The organism is Klebsiella sp. HC6, assembly GCF_022605325.1.
In the GTDB taxonomy this organism is placed as follows: domain Bacteria; phylum Pseudomonadota; class Gammaproteobacteria; order Enterobacterales; family Enterobacteriaceae; genus Klebsiella; species Klebsiella terrigena.
In genome coordinates this window covers 2,060,877-2,085,129 of record NZ_CP093276.1, presented here as the reverse complement: position 1 = coordinate 2,085,129, position 24,253 = coordinate 2,060,877, and the positions used below count along the sequence as shown (strand labels likewise).

The 24,253-nt window shown below is 54.7% G+C and carries 25 protein-coding genes and 1 pseudogene; 15 read left to right on the top strand and 11 right to left on the bottom strand.

Annotated elements, in window-relative coordinates; translation table 11 throughout:
• Positions 1–29: 29 nt before the first annotated feature.
• Positions 30–857 carry a MurR/RpiR family transcriptional regulator gene (locus MMW58_RS10150; RefSeq protein WP_133598813.1) on the bottom strand — a complete coding sequence of 276 codons (828 nt, stop codon included), beginning with the start codon at positions 855–857 and terminating at the stop codon, positions 30–32.
• Between the two features lie 171 nt (positions 858–1,028).
• Here MMW58_RS10150 and MMW58_RS10145 point away from each other — a divergent pair, with 171 nt between their 5' ends.
• Both MMW58_RS10145 and MMW58_RS30290 read left to right on the top strand, forming a co-directional pair.
• Positions 1,029–2,585 carry a maltose/glucose-specific PTS transporter subunit IIC gene (locus tag MMW58_RS10145; protein ID WP_241723713.1) on the top strand — a complete coding sequence of 519 codons (1,557 nt, stop codon included), beginning with the start codon at positions 1,029–1,031 and terminating at the stop codon, positions 2,583–2,585.
• Positions 2,582–2,761, top strand: a pseudogene (locus MMW58_RS30290) (N-acetylmannosamine-6-phosphate 2-epimerase); the annotation flags it as partial. The gene MMW58_RS10145 and the pseudogene MMW58_RS30290, both read left to right, overlap by 4 nt.
• A gap of 257 nt (positions 2,762–3,018) precedes the next feature.
• Here the strand turns inward: MMW58_RS30290 and MMW58_RS10135 are convergent.
• A complete protein-coding gene (locus tag MMW58_RS10135) occupies positions 3,019–3,942 on the bottom strand; it encodes a glutathione S-transferase family protein (protein WP_241723256.1) in 924 nt (307 codons plus the stop codon).
• 55 nt (positions 3,943–3,997) lie between these two features.
• A complete protein-coding gene (locus tag MMW58_RS10130; RefSeq protein ID WP_241723254.1) occupies positions 3,998–4,561 on the bottom strand; it encodes a TetR/AcrR family transcriptional regulator in 564 nt (187 codons plus the stop codon).
• A gap of 182 nt (positions 4,562–4,743) precedes the next feature.
• Between MMW58_RS10130 and MMW58_RS10125 the strand changes: the two genes are divergently transcribed.
• The gene (locus MMW58_RS10125; RefSeq protein ID WP_241723252.1) at positions 4,744–5,328 is read left to right on the top strand and encodes a TetR/AcrR family transcriptional regulator; all 585 of its coding nucleotides are present in this window, start codon (positions 4,744–4,746) and stop codon (positions 5,326–5,328) included.
• A 64-nt stretch (positions 5,329–5,392) separates the two neighbouring features.
• Positions 5,393–6,130, top strand: a complete 738-nt coding sequence (locus MMW58_RS10120) for a 3-oxoacyl-ACP reductase family protein (RefSeq protein WP_241723250.1) — start codon at positions 5,393–5,395, stop codon at positions 6,128–6,130.
• A 35-nt stretch (positions 6,131–6,165) separates the two neighbouring features.
• Here the strand turns inward: MMW58_RS10120 and MMW58_RS10115 are convergent, their stop codons facing one another.
• Together MMW58_RS10115 and MMW58_RS10110 are read right to left on the bottom strand one after the other, a co-directional pair.
• On the bottom strand, positions 6,166–6,741 hold the full coding sequence (locus MMW58_RS10115; protein WP_241723247.1) for a DUF1349 domain-containing protein: 576 nt from the start codon (positions 6,739–6,741) through the stop codon (positions 6,166–6,168).
• 57 nt (positions 6,742–6,798) lie between these two features.
• Positions 6,799–7,350 carry a TetR/AcrR family transcriptional regulator gene (locus tag MMW58_RS10110; RefSeq protein WP_133598824.1) on the bottom strand — a complete coding sequence of 184 codons (552 nt, stop codon included), beginning with the start codon at positions 7,348–7,350 and terminating at the stop codon, positions 6,799–6,801.
• 448 nt (positions 7,351–7,798) lie between these two features.
• Between MMW58_RS10110 and MMW58_RS10105 the strand changes: the two genes are divergently transcribed.
• The 5 genes from MMW58_RS10105 to MMW58_RS10085 all read left to right on the top strand — a co-directional run bounded on the left by MMW58_RS10105 (position 7,799) and on the right by MMW58_RS10085 (position 12,134).
• Entirely contained in the window at positions 7,799–8,800 is a 1,002-nt protein-coding gene (locus MMW58_RS10105; RefSeq protein ID WP_241723245.1) for a GlxA family transcriptional regulator, read from the top strand.
• Positions 8,801–8,862: 62 nt separating this feature from the next.
• Positions 8,863–9,291, top strand: a complete 429-nt coding sequence (locus MMW58_RS10100; RefSeq protein WP_241723243.1) for a CopD family protein — start codon at positions 8,863–8,865, stop codon at positions 9,289–9,291.
• Between the two features lie 155 nt (positions 9,292–9,446).
• Positions 9,447–10,859 (top strand): cytochrome ubiquinol oxidase subunit I, encoded by a 1,413-nt coding sequence (locus tag MMW58_RS10095; RefSeq protein WP_241723241.1) that lies wholly within the window; start codon positions 9,447–9,449, stop codon positions 10,857–10,859.
• Between the two features lie 121 nt (positions 10,860–10,980).
• Complete coding sequence (cydB, locus tag MMW58_RS10090) at positions 10,981–11,985, top strand: cytochrome d ubiquinol oxidase subunit II (RefSeq protein ID WP_159235606.1); 1,005 nt, start codon at positions 10,981–10,983, stop codon at positions 11,983–11,985.
• An 8-nt stretch (positions 11,986–11,993) separates the two neighbouring features.
• Entirely contained in the window at positions 11,994–12,134 is a 141-nt protein-coding gene (locus tag MMW58_RS10085; protein ID WP_241723712.1) for a DUF2474 domain-containing protein, read from the top strand.
• A gap of 158 nt (positions 12,135–12,292) precedes the next feature.
• Here MMW58_RS10085 and MMW58_RS10080 read toward each other — a convergent pair whose 3' ends face one another.
• Positions 12,293–13,015, bottom strand: coding sequence for a DJ-1/PfpI family protein (locus MMW58_RS10080; RefSeq protein ID WP_159235605.1), 723 nt, complete (start codon positions 13,013–13,015; stop codon positions 12,293–12,295).
• A 55-nt stretch (positions 13,016–13,070) separates the two neighbouring features.
• Here MMW58_RS10080 and MMW58_RS10075 point away from each other — a divergent pair, with 55 nt between their 5' ends.
• The 4 genes from MMW58_RS10075 (at position 13,071) to MMW58_RS10060 (ending at position 17,327) form a co-directional block, all read left to right on the top strand.
• Positions 13,071–14,105 carry a GlxA family transcriptional regulator gene (locus MMW58_RS10075; RefSeq protein ID WP_200851413.1) on the top strand — a complete coding sequence of 345 codons (1,035 nt, stop codon included), beginning with the start codon at positions 13,071–13,073 and terminating at the stop codon, positions 14,103–14,105.
• Positions 14,106–14,197: 92 nt separating this feature from the next.
• Positions 14,198–14,755, top strand: a complete 558-nt coding sequence (locus MMW58_RS10070) for a TetR/AcrR family transcriptional regulator (RefSeq protein ID WP_133598836.1) — start codon at positions 14,198–14,200, stop codon at positions 14,753–14,755.
• A 14-nt stretch (positions 14,756–14,769) separates the two neighbouring features.
• On the top strand, positions 14,770–15,783 hold the full coding sequence (locus MMW58_RS10065; protein WP_159235604.1) for an NAD-dependent epimerase/dehydratase family protein: 1,014 nt from the start codon (positions 14,770–14,772) through the stop codon (positions 15,781–15,783).
• Positions 15,784–16,712: 929 nt separating this feature from the next.
• Positions 16,713–17,327 (top strand): hypothetical protein, encoded by a 615-nt coding sequence (locus MMW58_RS10060; protein WP_241723239.1) that lies wholly within the window; start codon positions 16,713–16,715, stop codon positions 17,325–17,327.
• A 58-nt stretch (positions 17,328–17,385) separates the two neighbouring features.
• Here the strand turns inward: MMW58_RS10060 and MMW58_RS10055 are convergent, their stop codons facing one another.
• From MMW58_RS10055 to MMW58_RS10040, 4 genes are all read right to left on the bottom strand, one after another.
• Positions 17,386–17,724, bottom strand: coding sequence for a DUF1869 domain-containing protein (locus MMW58_RS10055; RefSeq protein WP_241723238.1), 339 nt, complete (start codon positions 17,722–17,724; stop codon positions 17,386–17,388).
• Positions 17,725–17,734: 10 nt separating this feature from the next.
• Positions 17,735–18,067: a TehB family protein gene (locus tag MMW58_RS10050; protein ID WP_041146340.1), complete on the bottom strand. Its 333-nt coding sequence runs from the start codon at positions 18,065–18,067 to the stop codon at positions 17,735–17,737.
• A 206-nt stretch (positions 18,068–18,273) separates the two neighbouring features.
• Complete coding sequence (locus MMW58_RS10045) at positions 18,274–20,199, bottom strand: putative bifunctional diguanylate cyclase/phosphodiesterase (RefSeq protein ID WP_241723236.1); 1,926 nt, start codon at positions 20,197–20,199, stop codon at positions 18,274–18,276.
• 148 nt (positions 20,200–20,347) lie between these two features.
• Positions 20,348–20,845 carry a putative pterin-binding protein gene (locus MMW58_RS10040; RefSeq protein WP_045859463.1) on the bottom strand — a complete coding sequence of 166 codons (498 nt, stop codon included), beginning with the start codon at positions 20,843–20,845 and terminating at the stop codon, positions 20,348–20,350.
• A gap of 301 nt (positions 20,846–21,146) precedes the next feature.
• Here MMW58_RS10040 and shiA point away from each other — a divergent pair, with 301 nt between their 5' ends.
• A complete protein-coding gene (gene shiA / locus MMW58_RS10035; protein WP_241723234.1) occupies positions 21,147–22,469 on the top strand; it encodes a shikimate transporter in 1,323 nt (440 codons plus the stop codon).
• A 44-nt stretch (positions 22,470–22,513) separates the two neighbouring features.
• The gene (locus MMW58_RS10030; protein WP_159235587.1) at positions 22,514–23,254 is read left to right on the top strand and encodes a lipoyl protein ligase domain-containing protein; all 741 of its coding nucleotides are present in this window, start codon (positions 22,514–22,516) and stop codon (positions 23,252–23,254) included.
• On the opposite strand, the gene MMW58_RS10025 is transcribed toward MMW58_RS10030, so the two are convergent.
• The gene (locus tag MMW58_RS10025; protein WP_133598881.1) at positions 23,247–24,170 is read right to left on the bottom strand and encodes a LysR family transcriptional regulator; all 924 of its coding nucleotides are present in this window, start codon (positions 24,168–24,170) and stop codon (positions 23,247–23,249) included. The genes MMW58_RS10030 and MMW58_RS10025 overlap by 8 nt on opposite strands.
• Between the last annotated feature and the right edge of the window lie 83 nt (positions 24,171–24,253).

The window sequence follows — 24,253 nt, the reverse complement described above, 5'->3', positions numbered from 1 at the left end:
TATCAGGTCAGGCACTGCGCCAATGAGCGTCAAATAAGCATTGGCAGGGTTGCACTGGCCGTCTGCTGACTTGCCGTGATGTAGCGATTGTCATGCGTAATAAGCTCTCCGACCAAAACCTCGACCAGCAGCATCGCGCCAACCTTGGCGCTTAGCGAGCCCGCGCTCAGTGGCCCTTCCGGTCTGGCTGCCACCAGCAGCATATCAGCCAGATCGCCCAGCGGACTACGCAGAGTATTGCTCAGCATCAGCACGCGTGCCTTACGTTTTTTGGCAAGCCTGACCACGTGCAACAGGTCTTTAGTCGAGCCGGAGCTGGAAATAGCAACAACCAGATCCCCCTCTCTGAGCGTGGATGCGTTCATCGCAGCACGGTGCATATCGTTAAACATCAGAGCGGCTTTGCCCAACCTAAGTAATCTGTAGTGCAGATAGTCCCCGGTGATGGCACTGGCCGCTACGCCATAAATTTGTACTGATGCCGCTTCATGCAGGGCAATTCCTGCCTGTCGTAGAACCTCACGATTGATAAATTTACCGGTATCCCTCAGCGCCTGAACGGATTCTTCAACCAGTTCGCCAATACTGTCCTCTCCGGTCGGGGCATCCGGCTGATTCTGCTGAATGTCCATGGCCATCGCCATTTTAAACTCGGTATACCCTTTACAACCTAAGTGACGGCACAGTCGGGTCACGCTCGCTTCGCTGGTTTCACTCTCTCTCGCCAGTTCAGTGATGGTCAGATACAGCACTTTCTGGGGCCCGGAGAGAATAAAATCCCCGAGTCTTTGCAATGTCGGGCTATAGCCCGGCAGGCCTTGCCGCAAATGCAGCAAGATATTCTCATTTTCCGTCATCGGACCCGTCTCTATTATCTCAACTCACGCCATAGTGTGGCGGAAAGCCCCCCGATAAAGCCAGCAGATTCGCTCAGATGTGAAATCCGTCAAAAAGTTGATGTTAATTTTCACCAATCAATGCATATTGTGATAATAATTTTCACCAACACAACTTATCGAGGGAAAAAAATGTCACTTTTCAGCGGTGCCTCTTCGGGAGGCTGGTTCGAGAAAGCACAGCGTTTCGGGAAATCCTTTATGCTCCCCATCGCCGTGCTGCCTGCGGCAGGGTTGTTACTTGGTATTGGTGGCGCACTTTCAAACCCAAATACCATTAAGGCATACCCTTTCCTTGACGTTGCCTGGCTGCAGGGCGTTTTTACTATCATGGCGAGCGCGGGATCGGTAGTCTTTGCCAACCTCGCCGTGCTGTTTGCCGTCGGGGTGGCGGTCGGTCTGGCAAAAAGTGATAAAGGTACCGCCGGCCTCGCTTCCCTGCTGGCCTACCTGGTGATGAATGCCACTATTAATGCATTACTTAAACTGACCGGAGTGCTGGCAGCGGCTAACCTGAGCTCAGTGGGTCAGGGTATGGCGCTGGGCATTCAGACGCTGGAGACCGGGGTGTTTGGAGGCGTGGTGATTGGACTCGTCACCTCACTGCTGCATAACAGATATAACAAAATCGCGTTGCCACAGTTTCTGGGCTTCTTCGGAGGGTCACGCTTCGTACCGATTATCAGTTCACTGATCGCCATTCTGGTTGGCGCCGCGATGACTATTATCTGGCCACATTTCCAGAAACTGATTTTCGGTCTGGGTAGTCTGGTTGATGCAACCGGCTACTTTGGCACTTTTATCTATGGTTTTGTGCTACGTATGCTGGGTCCGTTCGGCCTGCATCATATTTTCTATCTGCCATTCTGGACGACGGCTCTGGGCGGTAGCGAAATCGTCAACGGGCAGTTGGTTGAAGGCACACAGCGCATCTTCTTCGCTCAACTTGCCGATCCCAATACGCATCAGTTCTATGTCGGTACCTCGCGTTTTATGTCCGGGCGTTTCATTACCATGATGTTCGGCCTGGTGGGTGCATGCCTTGCGATGTACCACACCGCCAAACCCGAGAATCGTAAACTCGTGGCCGGTCTGCTGTTGTCTGCGGCACTCACCTCATTCCTGACGGGTATCACTGAGCCTATTGAGTTCTCTTTCCTGTTCGTTGCGCCGGTGCTGTACGTCATCCATGCGGTGTTTGACGGTCTGGCGTTCATGATTGCACACATTCTACATATCACTATCGGCCAAACATTCTCAGGCGGGCTTATCGATTTCATCCTGTTTGGCGTGTTGCAGGGGGAGGATAAGACCCACTGGTTATACGTTCCTCTGGTTGGTATTCCATGGTTCTTCCTGTACTACATCACTTTCCGCGTTGTCATAACCCGCTTCAATTTTAAAACCCCAGGTCGTGAACAAGCCGGTGTTGAAAGTGCACCGATTCAGTCAGGCGAACGTCCGCAGCAGGTTATTACCGCGCTCGGGGGTAAAGAGAACATCGCTGAACTGGACTGCTGCGCTACCCGCTTGCGCATTACGCTTGTTGATGGAAGCAAAGTAGATGAAGTGTTACTGAAAGGTACGGGTGCCCGGGCAGTCATCGTACGTGGCAACGGCGTACAGGTCATTTATGGACCTCACGTTACCATTATAAAAAATGAAGTTGAGGAGTTACTCGCGCTATGAAGCCATCCATGCTGTCGCTGATTCGGGGAAAACTCATCGTCTCCTGTCAGGCGTTGGAAAACGAACCGTTGCATAGCCTATTTATCATGTCAAAAATGGCCGCTGCCGCCGCTATCAGGGCAAACAGCCTGCTTGACGTACAGAAAATTATGGACACGGTTGACTTACCCGGTATCGCGGAAGGCAACGTTGAGAGGCCTGAGAGGGCCGCAAACTGTCTGAGACCAGGCGCTCATGAGGTTGTGGTGGCGGTGCGATCACCCGCCCGCAGCAGATTACCCGCCGCTGCGTAAACGCCATGACTATTCCACCAGCGTAGCCATAGTAGTGATTGACTCAACCGCCCCCTGGTTGAGTCAATCCCACCCTGTCCAGGCCGTGTGTTATATATGCGTTTTGATTGGAAAAACCTTCTTTGCTACCGGCCTTGTGCTCATCCCTTTTTTGCAATACGAAAGCCTATGCGCGGAAAATGCACCGCTACCGCTCCTGTCGCCACATGCTCGCGCTCAATGGCGACTTCATGCGTAGTCAGAGTCACCAAACGTCCCGTAACGGGTTCACGCCCGTAGTCATCCGCAGTGACCGTTATGGTATCGCCTGCGGACAATCCGAGAGCATCGGCGCGATCGATCCGCCTGTCCGGCTGAGGAGCAGCCGCCCGTGCGATGGCCTGCGCCTCTTCTGAGGAGATCTCAGCACGCTGTCCCTGGTCGAGTAATTTCACCCGCGACAGCCAATCCGACAGGTGCCAGAACGGCTCAAACAGCGCTTTCACGCCGGGGACGTGCTCAAGCACCGTTTTAATCTCGACGTAAGCATGAAAATCAACCAGCCCGGGCTCGCTGCCGGAAAGAAAACGTCGGCCATCGGCAAGCTGCTGTTCGACCAAATCAGCATGGGCGCGCAGCTGAGTGGTTAAGTGGGGAAGATCCTGCTCCAGCTTTTCAATATCCATAAAGTCGCCAAAATAGGCCTTTCTGTCCCGCATCAACTCTTGCGGAAATTGATGGATATTCGAACCAATCGCCAGGCCGGAGCTGGCAATATGCACATCGCGGTCGCTCCAGGCAGAAAGGGCCTGCGCCAACCCCCGATCCGCGCCCGGGAAAAGGGTCGGCGTGGGAAAACGTCGCTCAAGTTCAAGGGCGATAAGGCGGGAATCGCAGTAAACGTCGGCGCCAATCTGCATCACCGGCGTTTTTCGGTATCCTCCCGTCAGAGCAGTCAGTTTAGGCTTCGGCATAATCAGTTCTGCAATCACAGATTTCCAGGCTAGCTGCTTCAGGCCGAAGATAAGGCGGATCTTCTCCGCAAACGGAGAGGCGTCAAAATGATGAAGGATAATGTCAGACATATATTCGCTTGCTCACAGGTAAGGGAAAAAGAGAACGCCGGGTTAGCTATCGCGCTCACGCGCGCACGGCGTGCCAAAAAGCCTGCCACCCCAACATGCGCCATGCATCTAACTCTCCGGCATGGAGCTGGCAATGTTCGATAACCATATTCGCCGTAGCATCAACGAGTTGCCCAATAAACTCTTCCGGCTGCGGGCGGAGGATCTTTTTCTCAAGGCCTTCATTCACCAGATGGCTAAAATCAGAAAATATTGCCCATGAAGCCTCCCGGGTTTCGTCCCGCAGCTTGTCCGAAGCGTTCAAATAGCGCGCCACCCGGTATTTTTGGGGAAATTGCATTCCCCAATCGATATAAGAACCCCAAAACGCCCTGAGTTCGTTTTCTACACTGCCCGCAGAAGCGATGCTGACGGCCTGCCTCACGTCTTCTTTTATGCTGAGATAAAGGGCATTAAAAAGGTGCTCTTTGGTTGGGAAATAAACAAACAGCGTGCCGGTCCCTACCCCGGCAAGCCTGGCTATCAGGGCCGTAGGCGCCGAAAGCCCCTGCGCGGAAATCACTTCCAGAGCCGCACTCAGCAGTGCTTTACGTTTTTCCTCGCTCAAAGGTCTTGCCATATACCCCTCCTTTAAATGAGTGACCAGTCAGTCAATTTAAATCAAATCAGAGATCCTTTGCAACAAGGATAATTCTCTCGCGTCGCTCGAAGTTTCTCGGTCTGGCATCTTTCCCTTGCTCCCGCGTTATATATGACATATATAATTGACTGTTCGTTCCATAATGAAAAGGCAGACGTAGAATGGTCAGACCCAGAGAGTTCGACAGCGAGGTTGTTTTGCAACGAGCGATGCGCGTCTTCTGGCAAAAAGGCTACGCCGCGACGTCGACGGAAGATCTGCTTACCGCCATGGGGATTGGGCGCCAGAGCCTGTATAACACCTTCGGCGATAAGCAAAAGCTGTACCGCGCCGCCCTGTCCCACTACCAGCAAATGTCTACCGCAGCGCATATCAAACGGCTGAATGCGCCCGCGTCGCCAAAAGAGGGCATCCTGAATATGCTACTGGCCCTGGCGGTTGACGATGACGCCGAGCGAGCCATGGGCTGCATGGGCGTCAGTTCTGCCTGCGAATTCGGCACCTCGGACCAGGAGCTGGTTGAGCAGCGGAACGTGCTGGGCGCCAGGCTGCTGTCCCGGCTCAGCCTGAAGATAGAAGAAGGCCAAACCCGCGGCGAGCTGGATCCGACGATGGACGCCGGCCAGGCCGCGGCTTTTGTGCTCACCAGTATGAGCGGAATCCAGGTTGCGGCCCGCGGCGGTCTGCCGGCCGACAGCCTGCGCGCAATGGCGCATTTTATCGTTGAACGCCTGAGCATTCGTTAATTTTCCTGCTTCGGCTCATTTTTTTACACCCCATTTTTGACTAATCAATCCATAAAGAGGCGGCATGAAAAATCAATCCCATTCCCAGAAAGTCGCGCTGGTGTTCGGCGGTTCGAGAGGCATTGGCGCGGCGGCGGCAAAACGCCTGGCGCAGGATGGCTTTGCCGTCGCGCTAACCTATATATCCAGCCCGGATAAAGCCGGGCAGGTTGTCGAGGAGATTACGGCCGCCGGCGGGCAGGCCTTCGCCATTGCCGCAGACAGCGCCAGCGCTGAGGCGCTGCAGCGGGCCGTAGCGCTGACCGTAGAGCGCTTCGGCCCTCTTGACGCGGCGGTGGTTAACGCGGGGATCATCCGCGTTGCGCCGCTGTCGTCTTTCAGTCTCGACGACCTCGACGCAATGCTGGACGTCAATATTCGCGGGGTTTTCCTCGCCGTTCAGGCCGCGACGGCGCAAATGAACGACGGAGGCCGGGTGATCACGATGGGCAGCAATACCGCCGTGCGCAGCTTTATCGGCGCCGCAGCGGTATACGCAATGACAAAAGCCGCCGTCGCAGGATTGGTTAAAGGCCTGGCGCTGGATTTGGCCCCGCGCCGCATTACGGTGAATAATGTTCAGCCGGGGCCCACCGAAACGGATATCACCGCAGATATGGTAGAGCGCCTGGCCGCATCAAGCCCGCTACAGCGGATAGCCCAGCCTGAGGAAATCGCCTCGCTGGTCTCCTGGCTCGCCGGCAGCGAGTCAGGATATATGACCGGCTCAAGCCTGACCATTGACGGCGGGTTAACCGCCTGAGCGGCTATCGGCGAGGCAGCAGGTAAAAATAGCGCTCAGGAGAGATCGTGGAGCGCTTTATCCAGCGCGTCGGTGAGCTGAAAGTCCTCGAATTTGACCACCAGCCCGCCGCGCTCCGGCGTGCAGCACATGACGCCCACCGCGCATTTTTGCGCCGCAGGGAAATGAGCAAGGCGCAATAGCGGCCAGCACTGACCATCGGCAGAATACTGCAGGCGCAGGCTATCTCCCCTGCGGGTCAGCCGCATCCAGAAAACGTCGGCGCGCCCCGGAAACAGGCCGGTAGCCCAGTCTGAGTGCTCAAGCGTCAGGACGCTGCCGATAGCCGGCTTGCCGTCATTAAATTCAATGCCCGCCTTTAGCCAGTGCGCCTTATCGGCCACCAGCATTATCCCGGCCTGATCGTACAGCGCGCTAAAGTCGGCCTTTATCTTCACCTGAAAGGTGAAGTCGCCGGCAACGTCGCGGCCGTAAAAATGCCCCGAGAACCGTTCGAACCCGTACCAGGTTTTACTCCAGAAATCGGTGTGCTCGTCGGTCGTTACGGCGAGCCCCTCTCCTTCCTGATGCCAGACTTTCGGTTCATTCACCCAGTAAAAATGGCTGTTCATAACGTTTTCCTCGCGTCTTCTGCCCAATAGTTTGCCAGCGGCGCGGCCGCATTCGATTTATAACATTGCCAATTGGGCGACCATTTTGTGTACCTCCTCGCGGGTCACCGGGATCACCGAGCGATGTAGCATCACCCCTTCAATCAGTGCATCAAGCGCCACGGCTGCCAGCGGCGAGAAGTGCAATTCCAGCGCCTGGCGGCTGTTGTGCATCCACTCCGCCATCACCGATTTCATCACCGGCGTGCGGCATGAAAAGCTATATAGCTCGTAGCTCAGCTGGCTGGTTTTTTCCCCGGAAGTGACGGCGCCAAAAATGATCTCCACGATGGCGTGACGCGCCTCTTGCTGATTTCCGGCGCTGCTCAGGGCTGCGGTGAAGTGTGCCGAAACCTCACGCGCCAGGCTGCTGAACGCCTCCAGCAGCAGTTCCTGCATACTGGAGAAGTGGTAGGTCAGCGAGCCCAGCGGAATGCCTGATATTTCAGCAATTTTCCTGTAGGTTGTTCCGGCAACGCCGTTTAAGGCAATAGAATCCAGCGTCGCCCGCAAGATATGCGCCTTGCGGTGCGGATCCTGTTGCCAGGTTTTACGGTTCTCGTTTGTCACTTCGCCCTCCTTTGCTGCTGACGGTAGCATAACCCGCAAAACCGTACAAACGCATTAATTCATTAACTCCATATTTTAGCTTATTTATTAGCTAGTTACAGTAAAATGCGCACCCGGTTAGAGGAGCCAGATTGCTGCGATAACAAAGCCGACACCGTTTAATCAAATAATTAGTATATTTTTCAAACCATTATCACTATATGTCTGTTAATGAGGGATATGTGTCCTTTCGGATATTCTGGTGCTGATGCACTATCGTCAGGCGGATGAGAAAATTAAAGCGGCTGCCGCGTTTGCGGATCCAGACGGCGCCGTTTTCATGCCCTGGTGCCGGGCTGGAAAATCGCGCCATGACTGCCGGCTGCGCTGTGGTGATGGTCTGCAGGGACACGGCGAAGGTAAGAGCTCAGGCGGTTGCCTGACCCATGCGACTATGTTGAACACTGCTATGAAAGAAAAACTGAAGGGTGCGGTTATCGAACGTGACATCGCTTTTGTCGTCTTTCCCGGATTTCAGATCCAGGATTTAAGCGGGCCGCTCGCCGCTTTTGAAACGGCGGGCAACCTGGCTGGCGCAGGCTCCTACCACCTGCACGTCGCCTCGTTAACCGGAGGAGCGATAGCCAGCTCTGCGGGCCTCGAGGTTGTGACAAAACGGCTGCGCCCCGGGAAATATGACACGCTGATTGTCGTAGGCGGCGACGTTTTAGCCGATCTAACCGATCTATTTGATGTTTCTCAGCAATTGAAGTCCGTACTGACCGGTGAAATCAGACGTATTGCGAGCGTGTGTACCGGGGCATTCATCCTCGCCGCAGACGGGCTGCTGGACGGGCGTCAGGCGACAACGCACTGGAAATACGCTTCCCAACTGCAGCAGCTCTTCCCGCGGATTAAGGTTAACGGCAACCATATTTTTACCAAAGATGGCCACATATGGACCTCGGCGGGTATCAGCGCCGGGATCGATATGACCCTCGCCATGATTGAAGAGGATATGGGAGCCGCCATATCGCGCGCGACGGCGCGGATGCTCGTTGTTTACCACCGGCGGCCGGGCGGACAGTCGCAGTTTTCCGCGCTTGCCGATATGGCACCGCAATCGGACAGAATCCGCAGCATTCTGGGCTATATGCGCAGCAATATTGCGAACGATCTGTCGGTTGAAAAGCTGGCGACGATCGCCTGCCTGAGCCCGCGTCAGTTTAGTCGAATTTTCAGAGCTGAAACCGGATATACCCCGGCAAAAGCCGTAGAAAAGCTGCGTACGGAGGTGGCAAAACAGCATCTTGAGGAAGGCATCGAACCCGTTGAGGTTATCGCCCGCCGGGTGGGATACGCCGATCCTGAGCGAATGAGAAGAGCGTTTATTCGGGTTACGGGCATGCCCCCGCAAAGTATTCGAAGAATGGCGACGGCGGAGAGTCATTCCGGCGATTCATCTATTTGACCGAAACGGCGAACGCCGTTAAATACTCAGGTATATTTTTTAAACAACCAACAGAGGGAAATATGGATTACCGCTGGTTCGGCGCCATTCATTTGATTGCGGCCGTGGTCTGGGTTAGCGGACTGCTGCTGCTCGCAATCACGACTTATATTTATTCCGAGAATCAACACGGCAACGCGGTTGATAAATCGTGGTTCAGGCATATTTTAAAATGGAATCGAAAGGTTATCACTCCGGCTATGCTTGTGCTTTGGGGATGCGGCATTATATTAATATCTAAAGCCGGCCTGTTTCACTCATGGATTTTAATGAAACTGGCGATCCTTATTTTTCTGTCGGCCCTGCACGGCACGCTCTCGAAATCGATACGAATGCTGGCAAGCGGTGAACATATTAACGCCAGGCTGACGATTCGCCGCGGCGCATCGATTATTATCCTGGCGATTTCCGTAATAATTTTCCTGGCTAAGTTTAAACCGGTACTATTTTAATCGCCACGCGCCTTAAGCGCAAAGAGCCACGCCAAAATACGCGGCAGCGGAATAGCACAAAAATAGCGGCAATAGATTAGCCCACTCGCGGGGCTAAGACAGACTTTTTGCCGAATAAATTTGGCAGGTTAAAAAGTAGGTATAATGAGGGCATTATGTTTGGACTAGACGCTTTTCACCTGGCCAGAATTCAATTTGCATTCACGGTTTCATTCCATATTATTTTCCCGGCGATAACCATCGGTATCGCCTGTTTCCTCGCCGTACTGGAGGGATTATGGCTAAAGACGCGCAACGAAACGTATCGCGACCTCTACTATTTTTGGTCGAAAATATTCGCCGTCAATTTTGGTATGGGAGTCGTTTCTGGCTTAGTCATGGCTTACCAGTTTGGAACTAACTGGAGCGGCTTTTCTCAGTTTGCGGGCAGCATCACGGGCCCCTTGCTCACCTATGAGGTGCTCACCGCATTTTTCCTTGAGGCGGGGTTCCTTGGGGTGATGCTGTTTGGCTGGAACCGGGTTGGCCCTGCCCTTCATCTCTTCGCTACCTGTATGGTCGCGTTAGGCACGCTATTCTCCACGTTCTGGATACTGGCTTCCAACAGCTGGATGCATACCCCGCAAGGCTATATCATCCAGAATGATATCGTGGTGCCAATCGACTGGCTTAAGGTTATTTTTAACCCCTCTTTCCCGTACCGCCTGGCGCATATGACAACGGCGGCCTTTCTCTCCAGCGCACTATTTGTTGGGGCCTCCGCCGCCTGGCATTTATTACGCGGAAACAATAGCCCGGCGATCCGTAAGATGTTTTCAATGGCTTTATGGATGGTACTGGTGGCCTCGCCAGTCCAGGCCTTGATCGGCGATGCGCATGGCCTGAATACGCTTAAATATCAACCGGCAAAAATAGCTGCAATCGAGGGGCACTGGGAAAACGTGGGCGCTGAGCCTACGCCTCTAATCCTGTTTGGTCTGCCCGATATGGCTCAAGAGAAGACAAAATATACGTTATCTATTCCTTACCTGGGTAGTCTGATTTTAACCCATACCCTTGATAAGCAAATCCCGGCGTTGAAAAGTTTTCCTAAGCGAGACAGACCTAACTCATCCATTATTTTCTGGTCATTTCGCGTTATGGTTGCCCTGGGATTGCTAATGGTCACCATGGGGATAACGAGCTTATGGATGCGCTACAGAGGACGCTTATATCATTCACGATCTTTTCTCTGGTTCGTTCTATTAATGGGACCATCCGGATTACTGGCGATTCTTGCCGGTTGGTTTACTACCGAGATTGGGCGCCAGCCGTGGGTTGTATATGGCGTTCAGAGAACCATTAATGCAGTTTCCGCACATGGATCTCTGCAGATGAGCATTAGCTTGTTGGTATTTATCTCAGTCTACAGTGCGGTCTTCGGTGCCGGCTATTACTATATGATGCGCTTGATTAAAAAAGGGCCAAAGGGAGGTTCCGGGAAAACGGTAGTAGACGGTGGACCTGGGCAAAAAAGAACTCCGGCCCGCCCGCTTTCTGCGGCAGACCGATACAATGACCAGCCGTAATTCTCGAGGCGGCTATTTCTATTATTATTATCCCCGGTAAGATAAAGGGCGCGTGCATTTGCAGATAACTAACTATCGGCACGCGCGTCTTATTCTACGGACGAGAAAGGACAGTAATTAAATGAGCGACTTTTCCATTATCTGGTTTTCCATCATCATTTTCGCAACGCTGATGTACATCGTTATGGATGGATTTGACCTGGGTATTGGCATTATCTTTCTCTTTATTAAAGACAGAGCCGAACGCGATGTGATGGTAAATACCGTTGCGCCGATATGGGATGGTAATGAAACCTGGCTCGTTTTAGGCGGCGCGGCATTATTTGGCGCCTTTCCGCTGGCATATGCCGTTATTGCCGATGCGCTATCTATACCCTTAACGATAATGCTCATCGGATTAATATTCCGCGGCGTCGCCTTTGAATTTCGCTTCAAAGCCACTGAAGCCCACCGCCCGTTCTGGGATAGCGCGTTTATCGCGGGCTCAATTCTGGCGACGTTCTGTCAAGGGATTACCGTCGGTACGCTACTGGGCGGACTACCGGTTTTGAACCGTACTTTTACCGGCTCATCGATGGGCTGGCTATCGCCTTTTCCACTGTTTTGTGGCGCCGGATTGATTATTGCCTACGCCCTGCTGGGCTGCACATGGCTTATCATGAAAACCGAGCACCGGATCCATCAGAGGATGCAGGCGGTGGCACGCCCCATCCTGTACGCGCTGCTTGGGGTTATATTTTTGATCAGCATCTGGACCCCGCTGGCTCACGAAAATATTGCGCAGCGGTGGTTTACGCTGCCCAATCTGTTTTGGTTTATGCCCGTTCCCGTATTGGTGTTAATTTTTGCGTGGGGAATAATCCGCAGTGTCAAAAGCGATGCCCATTACCTCCCTTTCCTGCTGACGCTCGGGCTGATATTTTTGGGATTCTCAGGCCTGGGAATTAGCATCTGGCCAAATATCATCCCGCCATCGGTCTCCATATGGGATGCCGCGGCCCCGCGAAGCAGTCAGGTATTTATGCTGACTGGCAGCCTTTTCATTATACCCGTCATCCTGGTTTATACCTTTTGGAGTTATTACGTTTTCCGCGGCAAGACGAAAGCGGATGAAGGATATCACTGATGCTTAATATGCGTATTTCCCCGAAAGGGACATCTTTCCTGAAGCGATTATTTTGGCTGATAGTGATTTGGTCATTGAGCGTTTTGGCGCTGGGCGTAGTTTCATTAATACTCAGAGCGATGCTGACTGCTGCCGGAATGAAGACATAAGCGCCGCCAGCATGAATGCCTATGTTTTCATCGCCCGCTTAGGGGCCGGATGGCCGGCAAACGAATTGGCAGCGGGTTCAGGAAAACGCTCTATAGCGGCCAGTTTCAGGTGGCCGTTGTAGAGCGGTTGCGGGCGGTTCTTCGGGGGCTGCAGGGCGCTACGATTGGGACGTCTGCGCCAGGCGTTTCATATGCTCCCTGGCAACCCTGACGGCTTCATCCGTTCGCCCCCACAGCCCCTTTATCTGCGCAACGATTTCTGGCCGTGCGGTACGTGGATTCCCTGAATTCATTGTCGGCTGCGGGTCATATTCGAGCACCAGCTGCGTGAACTCTGCCGCCTCCTGCCCTTTGATTTCGGCGATAACCCGGAGCGCAAAATCGATACCTGCCGTGACGCCGCCGCCGGTGATGCGGTTCCCGTCGACGCAGACGCGTTCGTAGCTGGGCTCAATGCCCAGGGCGATCAGCGGCTCGTAAAATGGCCAATAGGTGGCGGCGCGATAGCCTTCCAGCAGCCCGGCCATGGCAAGCAGCACGGAGCCGGTGCATGCGGCGGTGATATAGGTAGCCGTTGCTCCCGCGCGGGAGATGAAATCCAGGAACTGCCGATCCTTCATAATCTCGGGAGTGCCTGCGCCGCCCGCAACAAACAGCACGTCGAGGTTGTCTGGAACCTCATTAATCGTGATGGTAGGATTCACGGTGACGCCCATGTCCGTTGGCACAGGATCCATGGTTTTCCAGATTATGTGTGTTTTGGCATGAAGGCCAAAGGCCGTCTGCGGCCCTGCTAAATCCTGCAGAGTAAACCCCGGGAAAATCACCATGCCAATCTGTAGTTCTCGACCTTCAACACCGTTACCCAATTCGTCAGACATTATGTTCCCCTTTGCGTTAAATTCGACTCAATAATAATTCCGCCTGCAGGGCTGCGTGAGTCGCAAGGACGACAAAAACAGACCGGTTTCTGCCAACAGGATGGTATTTTCAAATTCTCCAGCGGAGCTCAATGACATGCGTAAGGTTGCGGTTCTGGCTATTAATGATGTGGTACCGCTGGATTTTGGCATCGCCTGGCAGGCTTTCACCCTCGCTCGTCTGGCCGATGGAAGCAGAGCTTACGAGGTGGAGGTATGCGGCCCTGAGTCGACAATTCGGGTCGCCGGACTTGATATGCACGTACGCTACGGCCTTGACCGTCTTGCGCTAGCGCACACTATTGTTATTCCGGGGAGTGAAGACCCTCTCGGGATGGTTTCAACGACGGTCAGCATCGCGCTTCGGCGGGCCCATGCGCGCGGGGCCAGGCTGGCATCAATTTGCTCCGGGGCCTTTATCCTTGCCGCCAGCGGCCTTCTTAACGGAAAGCGCGCCGTCACTCATTGGCGCCTGGCCGACGACCTCGCCCGGCTTTACCCGGAAATAAACGTCGAGCCTAACGTTCTGTTCGTCGATGAAGCGAGCATCGTAACGTCTGCTGGCGCGTCCGCGGGAACGGATATGTGCCTGCACCTCGTGCAACAAGATTATGGCCAGACGGTTGCCGCAAACACGGCTCGTCTGATGGTCGCCCCATTGCACCGGGACGGTGGCCAGGCGCAATTTATTCGCCAGAAAATCCCCGGCTCGCCAACGAGTTTGAATCCCTTAGTCGAATGGATACGCGACAATTTGCATGCTGCGCATACGGTCGATAGCCTTGCGGCTCGCGCCAATATGAGCCCGCGAACCTTTGCGCGTCGATTTCAGGAGCAGATCGGCACAACCCCTTTACAGTGGCTTCTTGCCGCTCGTATTGAACGAGCACGCGAATTACTTGAGCAGAGCCAGCTGCCAATAGACCAAATCGCATTTCTTGCCGGATTCGGTTCTGCGGTGGCCTTCCGCGCACGATTTCGGCGGGTTGTCGCTCTCACACCCACGGATTATCGCCGCCGTTTTGGCTGCATCAGCAAAAACAGCCTGTAGCCTGACGCCGTCTAAGGTGACAGAACTCCGTAAACTGCCCCTTTCTATAGCAGCGCTATAGACACTCACTATAGCACTGCTATACTCCCACCATGAAAACACGAGATATCCTGCTTGATGCCGCACTCAAAGTGCTCGAAACAGAAGGCGAGGCGCATTTTTCGACACGTAGCGTCTGCGCGCTCGCGAACGTCACCGCCCCCACGCTCTACCATCACTATGGCAGTGCCGATGGGCTATTGAGCGCCGCCATAGCCGAAGCCTTTTCGCAGTTCCTCGAAAGCAAAAAGTCTGCGGTTCACCCCACCGACCCGGTGATAGCGCTACGCGACGGCTGGGACGATTACGTGCGCTTCGCGGCGGCTCGTCCCCGACTCTATGCCGCGATGATGAGCCGCGTTCTTGATGGCGCGGAAATCCCGGCCGCTACGCAGGCCTTCGCGCACCTGATCGAGCGCATTGAGGCTATTGCGGCCAGGCGGCCACTTCGCCGTTCCGTCGAAGTGGCCGCCGATCTCATGTGGGCATCGGCGCACGCCGCATCCTTTCTTTACGTCACGGCCCAGCTGCGCAAGGTCGCCCCGCCCACGCCTGCCGTCCTTGAGCAAATCCGCGACAGCGCCATGCAGTCTATTTTGAACCCTGAATAGAAAGGAGGATCGTCATGAGAATTCTTGTCACGGGCGGGACCGGACTGCTTGGCAGCCGCCTGATCCCAAAACTTGCGGGCGCGGGTCACCAGATCTTCGCCCTCACCCGCGCCGCCGCCTCTCACGCCAGGCTGCGGGCAATGGGCGCAACGCCGTTTGACGCCGATCTGGAAAGCAATGCTCCCCTGATTTTGCCGGCGACCGACGCGGTGGTGCATGCTGCCGCCATGTTCCGCTTTTCAGGTTCGCGCGACCCCTTCTTCCGCACCAATGTCGATGGCACCGCCGCGCTGCTGAAAGCCGCCGGGAATTCCGCAGCGCGGACGTTTATCTACATCAGCGCTGCGGGCGTCATACAGGACGAAGCCGGCACGCCGATCCGCAACGCCAATGAAAGCGCCCTCACCTACCCGCACCATTTTTCAGCCTATCTGGCCAGCAAAGCGCGGGCCGAATCGCTGGTACTGGCAGCCAACAGGCCCGACTTTACTACAATCGCCCTGCGCCCGCCGGCGATCTGGGGGCCGGGCGATCCCTTCAGCCGCCAGCTTCCCGCCGCGATAAAGTCCGGGCAGTTCGCCTTCATCGATCGCGGTAACTATGCCTTTTCGACCTGCCACGTTGACAATGTGGTGGAAGCGATTGAATGCGCGCTTGAGCGCAGCGCTGGCGGTCGCGCCTTCTTCATCACAGATCGGGAAAAGTGGACGTTCCGCGAATTCATCGCGTCTATTGCAGGCGCTCAGGGGCTCTCTATTGAGGAGCTGCGCTCGATGCCCTACTGGCTCGCCTCGGCCGCGGGCCGGGTGATGGATGCCGTCTGGACCATTACGCGAAAAAAAGACGATCCGCCGATTTCCCGCTCGATGATGCGCATGATCGGGCGAGAGTTTAACCTCGACGACTCCGCCGCGCGCCGCGATTTGGGCTATGTCGGGAAGACTTCGCGTGCGGATGGCCTGCAAGCCTACGGCACTCCTTCCTCGCAGAAAAGGTTTTCCGCCGTTGATGAAGCGCTCAGAAAATAGGTCATCGGTATGCTTTCCCGAGCCATAAATAAGGGAACATTGAGATACAGCCTAACGGTCGCAGAATATATTTACTGTAAATAAAAGCATGTCTTTAAAAACAGTATTGACACTACTTTTAAAATGGTTAAATTAGGATTTAACAGCGGTGAAGTGGTAGTTCGCTGTTATAAGTTGAAAGTGTTAGTAAGGTAACAAAAGTAATTTGCGATAAAGGTCACGTATTTTGTTGTATGGGATTACGGATGTTAAGAAGCGTTTTTTTACATCGGTAATGTTTTAAGGCCACGTAGTTAGGGTAGTTAATCGCAAATCTGGGGGAAGCAGCGCGACGATGTAAGGCTATGTTTTTTAAAGTTATTTCTTGCGATTGAGTTAGGTACGTTAGTTAAGTGAAGCGATCGCAACGGAAGTCAGGCCACGCATCAAAGAGTATATGTCGCGAGGGGATGTACTTGTTTAAAGTGCCATTTTTGAAGGTAATGAAAATGGTGGGGTAAAGTAACGAGAAAATAGAGGGAGGTTTTAGTTAGTACCAGCACCCAATATTATCTGTGATAAACGTGTACATTTAAAGCAGTATCATAAGTAGTATCCATATTAAGTCCATGAATGTTAAATCTTAAATCAGTAGTTCCTTAAAAGCCCTGGCTGCAACGGTCAGGGCTTTTTTGTATCTGCTTTTCGTATCTACTGCGTTGATCTCCTGTATCAATCGACTCCTGAGTGACGACCTCGTCCCCGTTTCCTGGGATAATTCAGCCCTGTACGGTCATGACCGGAGCTGATTCCATCCCGTCATAACGCCTGTCTTTAAGCTCCTCCTCATTGCTGGCAGTCGCATGCGCTGGCGTATTATGCTAAACCATGTCGCTGACGATATGGTCTGCTGGCTGTCGTTGCCGCTCATGCACTAAACGGAGGTTATCATGATTTTTTTGGGCTACGTCACTTCGCGGACATACCTGCAATGGCCCGATCCTCCGCGCTGGTTAGCCAACTTTAGCTTTTATGAGCATCATCAATCCGCGCCTATTGCGGCTGAGCCCGGCACGATAATTCAGGCGGTACAGAACCTGGACATGACGGCGGACCCGATTATTAGCGCGCTGCTAAAACTGCGTAAATTACCCGGCAGATGCTATCAACGCTTTACGCAGCATCCCTCCCCCCACACCGTTGACGTCAATGATTTTGGCTTTGCCACATTCACCCCGCTGCATCAAACCAACCGGGAGCTGGTTCTCGGACTTACCGGCCAGTTCTGGCGGCCCACGATGGCGGTTCATCGCCTCGCCGACGCCGAAGCGTTCGCCCGCTTTAACGAGGCTGATGCCGCGAAGCTTATCCTGTACTTTCGGGTCGTCACGGCCGACGGCGAGCACCGGCTGGTCACCGAGACCTTCGTGCACTGCCCTACCCCGCAGGTAAAACGGCGCTTCGCCTGCTACTGGGGAGTTATCCGCCCGGCAAGCGGCTGGATCCGTCGGCGAACCCTGCTTGCGGTGCAGCGTCAGCTGGCGCTGGAAAACAGCGAGGGCTAGAGGTGGCATGGGGAATGGCAGACGCCGGGGAGGTCTGCCTGATTTATCGGGGCCGAGGCTACCAGCCGCAGACGTTGGTCTCTTCGTCCGATTCATAGCCGCGGACGATATTAACCAGATCCTTCACCGCATCGGCGGCAATGAGCGGATCCTGTAATTCGACGAGGGTAGAAAATTCTTTATCTACCGATATGCCGTTATTATTATTGGTCACCGACAGAATAAAGCCTTTGCCCTGTTCGTTATCCACCGACAGTGAACCAATAAGCTCTGCTACTGCCTGCACCGCAATATCGGGAACATAAAGCGCCATCGGTTTCAGATAGACTTTTGCTTGTTTTTCATCATTGTTGCCGTTAGCAACCGCCAATGAATAGCCTTTATTTTCACTGTTCATAAGTTCAGCTTTATCCCTCTATCAGAATTTTAGGATCGACATAGAAATCCACGTTAAAAACGGTATCTTCCGTCAACGCTTCAATACGGTGCCATTTTTCCGCCGGAAAGACGCCGAACTGTCCGGCCTCTATCGTCATCGTTTCGACAGGCTCAGGGGCGGTTTCATCCGTATAACCATAATAGCGTATAGCACCCTGCATGACCGCCAGACGAGGGTAAACGCCCTGCCGCGTGCCGGCATCAAGATGTCGCTGCCAGATTGACGCCGGTGCCGTTTCTTTGGTCCATAGCGGAGTTGTGCGGGTATGCACGTAGTGGGTAGGAATAACGATACGCTGCATGATTCGGCCTCTCTTTCCGCACCATTGAGCACGGTCGGGAACGGGGAAATATATTGCATATGATATACCCCTTTTAATCACTGAGGGTATTATTTTTTAAGAAATTTCACCCTACCCCTATTTATACCCAACAAGGATTATCTTTATTGAATATAAGGTCAGGCGGATCGGTATTAACCGACCCGCAGTAAAGAATGCATCCTGAGCTATTTATTACTGACGGTATTCAGCGGCCCCGGTTTACCAATCAGGTAGCCCTGCACCAGGTCGCAGCCTAATTGCTGGAGAGATTTTAACTGCTCATCCGTTTCGACGCCTTCCGCTACGATGCGCATATGCAAGCTTTTACCCATGCTGATAATCAGCCGGACAATATCCAGGTCATCTTTCTGCGCGGGAATATTAATCACAAACGAGCGATCGATTTTAATCTTATCAAACGGGAAATAACTGAGTCGTGATAATGAGGAATATCCGGTACCGAAATCATCAATAGAAATCTGGATCCCCAGCTCGCGCAGCTGGCTGAGGATTTCTAAAGAGCGCGTGTTTTCATTAAACACATCTGATTCCGTAATTTCCAGGTCAAGGCGGTGCGGATCCAGCCCCGTGTGCTTCAGCACCGAGATAACGGTATCGGTCAACGAGCTGTTGATCAGCTGAACGGGGGATACGTTAACCGACACTTTCAGCGGCGATGACCAGCTCGCCGCTTCCTCACAGGCAGTTTTAAGCACCCACTCCCCGAGCGGATTAATCATGCCAATCTTTTCGGCGACGGGAATAAATATTGTCGGCGGCACCATGCCGCGCACCGGATGGAACCAGCGCACCAGCGCCTCATAGCCATAAATCTCGCCGCTCATCGTATCGGCAATCGGCTGGTAGTAAACGCGGAATTCACCGTTATCGAGCGCCTGCAGCAGGTCGTCCTCAAAGGATTTATTTTCCTGCAGACGCTGGAGCATTCCTGGGCGGAAGATCTGGACGGTGCCCGAACCCTCTTTTTTCGCCTCATAAAGCGCAAGATCGGCGCATTTATATAAATAATCGGTACGGGTTTCCCGGTCAGAGATAACAATCCCGATACAGGCATCGATATTGATCAGCGAATCATAGACCTGATACGGCTGGCTAATCTTTTCGCGGATCACCGTCGCCCGTGCCAGAGCCTGCTCTTCGCTTAAATCACAGGAGACCAGCGCAAACTCATCTCCCCCGAGGCGGTACAGGGTTTCAGAGGTTCTGCGGAAAAAGGAGAGCCGGCTGGCAAGATCCTGCAGCAGCTTATCCCCGGAATCGTGGCCCAGCGTATCGTTAACGTCCTTAAAATTGTCCAGATCGAACAGCATCACCACCGCCGAGCCGTTGTAGGGCCGAACCTGATTGACGATCTCCTGCAGCTTTTGCCAGAAGGAGAGGCGGTTCGGCATCCCGGTCAAGGAGTCATGATACGCGTCGTATTGCAAACGCCGGTTCTGCACCTGGAGCTTCTCTTTTGACGCCTGCAGATCGTTCGCCAGCAGCTTCATGCGGACGTGAGCGCGGCGCAGGTTGTTATTTTGCCGCAGCATTAACAGCCCTAAAGAAATACACATGGTGATCAGCAGAATGGAAATGATCGAATAAATAAAATAGAGATTCTGTATTTTATCGTGGGTCAGGTTAACAATATTAATATCCTGCGCCAGCGACATTGACGCCAGCCCGGTCATCGGGCCATCGAGCGCGCCCATGCGCTGCAAAATCGGCTTTGCCTGCTGCGGGGTGATGGTATCCAGCTGCTTATCAAGCTGATACAGAATCGCGATCAGGCTCTCAATCGTCGCCCGGCGCCCCGCATCCTTACGAATAAACTCGCTCGGCTCCCCCTGCTCTAACGGTTTGATCTGACCCATCATGATCTCCAGACGCAGCCGGACATCATCCCGATCGACCCCTTCAACGCCCAGGGCATAGGAGCCCAGATGCGCTTCCAGCCGCATATACTCAGAGACTATCTGCGCGATTGACCACGAATCGGTGTAGCGGGTCAACTTTTGCAGCTCGCTCTGTCGCTCATGCACCAGATAGGTAATGTATCCGGTGATAACGAAAAGCGACAAAATAATGGCAGTGAGTATTCGATTCAAGATCAAACCCTTAGAGCCTATCCCATTAGGCTGTTTTATTTATCAGTTTGCTCCTGGGCCGAGCCCTAAACCCCGGCGTACGCCTTGATTCCTGAGCCCTACCGGTGTCCAAACCCTTTGCAACAATTACGCCTGGCGGGACAGGCTATTACTCGATAATAATTTTCGAAACCTGCCACGCCGAGCGGGAATAATAGATTTGATTTTGTAAATCAGGACTGCTGTCGTAAGGATAAACAATAAACAGCGGGCCCTTGTCGCGGACGCGCATATATTCACCGTTCATTTTTAAAGCCAAAATAACGGGGAATTTATGGAAATCATCAATCGGCACGACCGTCGTATAGTCATTGAGGGCGATAACCCGCGCCGACTTACCCTTTGCCGCGACTAAGTCCATGAGCTTGCTAAGGGAAACGCCGTCAAAACGGATTTTCCCGGAGTACCACGGGGTGGTGGTTTCGACGGTCTGCATGCCCAGCTTCTCTAATGCCGCGCGGTCAAACACCGCGGTATCGCCTTCATTTGTATTTCCAATAAGGCCGGAAATGGTTAAAACGGGCTTGCCCTCAGGCGCGGGCAGTTTTTCTGCAAATGCATTTGGTAAAACTATGAAACAAAATAAAACTGCGAAAAATAAACGCATTTAACTCACCCTTTCCAGGATTGGAGATTTGTTAATTGTAAACCATTTACAGCAATTCTTAAAAGATGTCATCGGAAGGTTGTGAGCTGTTCAATTAAAAAAGAATCCATAATTTCAGAACCTTCCGATCGCCCGCTGATGGCAGGCCGTAGAATGCACATTTTTTGCCGTTAATGCATGACGATGGGTAAAAATCTTTTCTCTCGCCCGGCGGCGCGGTAGTCTCTTTGATGACGCCGTTAAGAGTGCGTCTCATTCCAATAACGATAACGTAGCAACAGCACAGATTGACAGGACAGGTATGGACTCAACGCTTACATCCCCCCGCCCCGCCGGGGAAGCCCACTCACTTCATCGCGCGCGAAGAGCGGCGTGGGGCAGCTTCGCCGGTGCCGTAGTCGACTGGTACGACTTTTTACTTTACGGCATCACCGCCGCCCTGGTGTTTAACAAGGAGTTTTTCCCGCAGATAGGCCCGGCAATGGGCACGCTGGCGGCCTTTGCCACTTTTGGCGTCGGTTTTCTTTTCCGCCCGCTGGGCGGCATTATTTTCGGCCATTTTGGCGACCGCCTCGGGCGCAAGCGGATGCTGATGATGACCGTCTGGATGATGGGGATCGCCACCGCCTGCATTGGCCTGCTGCCCTCGTTCAATCAAATCGGCTGGTGGGCGCCGGTGCTGCTGGTGCTTCTGCGCGCAATCCAGGGCTTTGCCGTGGGCGGCGAATGGGGCGGCGCGGCGCTGCTGGCCGTAGAAAGCGCGCCAAAGCATAAAAAAGCCTTCTACAGCAGCGGCGTCCAGATTGGCTATGGCGTCGGCCTGCTGCTCGCAACCGGCCTGGTGTCGCTCATCAGCGCCAATACCAGCGACGAACAGTTTTTGAGCTGGGGCTGGCGTCTCCCCTTCCTCTTCAGCGTGGTGCTGGTGCTGGCGGCGCTGTGGATCCGCAACGGCATGAGCGAATCGGCTGAGTTTGAGCATCAGCAGCAGAAAAATATGCCCGCCGCGGCGAAAAAGCGCCTGCCGGTCGTCGAAGCGTTATTCCGCCATCCCGGCGCCTTTTTGCTGATTATCGCCCTGCGCCTGTGCGAACTGCTGACGATGTATATCGTGACCGCCTTCGCCCTCAACTACTCCACGCAAAACCTCGGCCTGCCGCGGGAGCTGTTCCTCAACATCGGCCTGCTCGTCGGCGGGATCAGCTGCCTGACCATTCCGTGCTTCGCCTGGCTGGCGGACCGCTTTGGCCGTCGGCGCATCTATATTACCGGCGCGCTGATCGGCACCCTGAGCGGCTTCCCGTTCTTTATGGCCCTCGAAAGCCAGTCCTATTTCTGGATCCTGTTCTTCGCGCTGATGCTGGCCAATATCGCCCACGATATGGTGGTTTGCGTGCAGCAGCCGATGTTCACCGAAATGTTCGGCGCCAGCTACCGCTACAGCGGCGCCGGCGTGGGTTACCAGGTCGCCAGCGTCGTCGGAGGCGGCTTTACCCCCTTCATCGCCGCCGCGCTGGTCACCTTCTCCGCAGGCTCCTGGCACAGCGTCGCCATCTATCTGACCGCCGGCTGCCTGCTCTCGGCCATCACGGCCATGTTGATGAAAAAACCTCAGCACGCCTGATAGCGCCAGGGACGGCGGGAGACCGTCGTCCCTAAGGAGACCCCATGAACCAGCACAACAGAGCGGCCTGCTGGCCGCAGCGCTTCATTCATCAACAGCTGCCGCTGCAGTACCACGCTGACCCGACGCTTGCCGAGCTGCCGCTGTTCGAGCGGGCCCGCGGCGGCGAAGCGCTGGCCCAGCTATGGCAGGCCCCGCAGGGATTCGTCGTTCCCGGCAGCTACCGAAAATTTAGCCAGCTCTCCGCCGTTAGCGAACGTTTTGCCGCGCGCGGCTGGCCGGTTTGGCTGCGCCGCTCCGGCGGCGGCCTCGTGCCGCAGGGGCCGGGGATTGTCAATCTCAGCCTTGCCTGGCCGGTCTATCAGCCGCTGGGCGAGGCCGCTGAACCTATCTATCTGATGCTCTGCGGTCTGCTGCAGCGCGCGCTGGCGACCTTTGGCGTCGATGCCCACTTCCAGGCGGTAAGCGGCTCGTTTTGCGACGGACGCTATAACCTCGCCTGCGGTCAGGGGGAGCAGGCGCGTAAAATTGCCGGGACCGCGCAGTACTGGCGGCCGATGGCGGAGGGCCGCGGTCATGTGGTGCTCGCGCATGCGGTGATCCTGATCGATGCCGATCCGATCGCCGCGCATCGGGCGGCCAATGATTTTGAGTCACAGCTGGGCAGCGGGCGGATTTACCACGCGGATAAAACCATCACCCTCGCCCAGCACCTGGCCGGTGAAAAAGATCTGCTTTCCCGCTTCCGCCAGGCGCTGGCGATCGAGCTGCAAAATCTTAACTGAAGGTACTTTTCAGATAGCGGCTGAAGGTCTCTACCGCCCGCGATACGCGCGGCGCGTAGGGGCGGATGACGTACAGACTCCCGGCAAACACGTCCACCGGCCGCCAGCCGGGCAGCAGCGCCTGTACCTCTGCGCGCGCTATCGCCTCCCGGGCGCTAAAATCGGGCAATAGCGCAATCCCAAGCCCCGACAGCACCGCATCGCGAAGCGATTCGCTGTTATTAGTGGCAAAGGGGCCGCGCACCGGGACGCTGACGCGCTCGGCGCGATCGTCGTCAGATTCAAACGTCCACTGCGGGATTTGCGAACCGCGCGGGTAGGTCAGACACTGGTGATGGCGTAGCGCATCGGGGGACTCCGGGGCGCCAAAGCGGCGGATATACGCCGGGGAGGCAACAATCAGCGTGGTGGTTTGACACAGCGTCCACGCGACGTGGGTATCCGGCAGCGCCTCGCGTCGGCAGTGACGGATCGCGAGGTCAAATCCTTCGCTGGCAAGGGATACCAGCCGGTCGGTGACCTCCAGCTGCAGCTCAAGCTGCGGATGCTGATGCAGAAACGGCGTCATCGCCGGGACCAGCTGCTGGCGCGAAAAGGCAACCGGGGCCGTCACCCGCAGCGTACCGCGCAGCGGCCCCGCCTCATCACGGGTGCCGTTAAAGATATCGCGCAGCTGGCCGAAGGGCGCGTTCAGCTCAGCCACCAGCCTGAGCCCGTCTTCGCTGAGCGTCACACTGCGGGTGGTCCGGTGGACCAGCGTCTTGCCGGTGACCCGCTCCAGCTCGCTTATTTTCTGGCTGACTGCCGATTTACTGACCGCCAGCTTTTCCGCCGCGCGGGTATAGCTCTTCTGCTCTTCCAGCACCGTGAGCCAGTACAAATGGGTCCAGAAAACGTCGGGGCGCGGATCGCTCATCTCGATTGTTCACCTGTAAAAACAATGAATTCAAATATAGCGGTTTTTGCCCGTCGTCACATTAGATAGCATCGGTTTTGCCC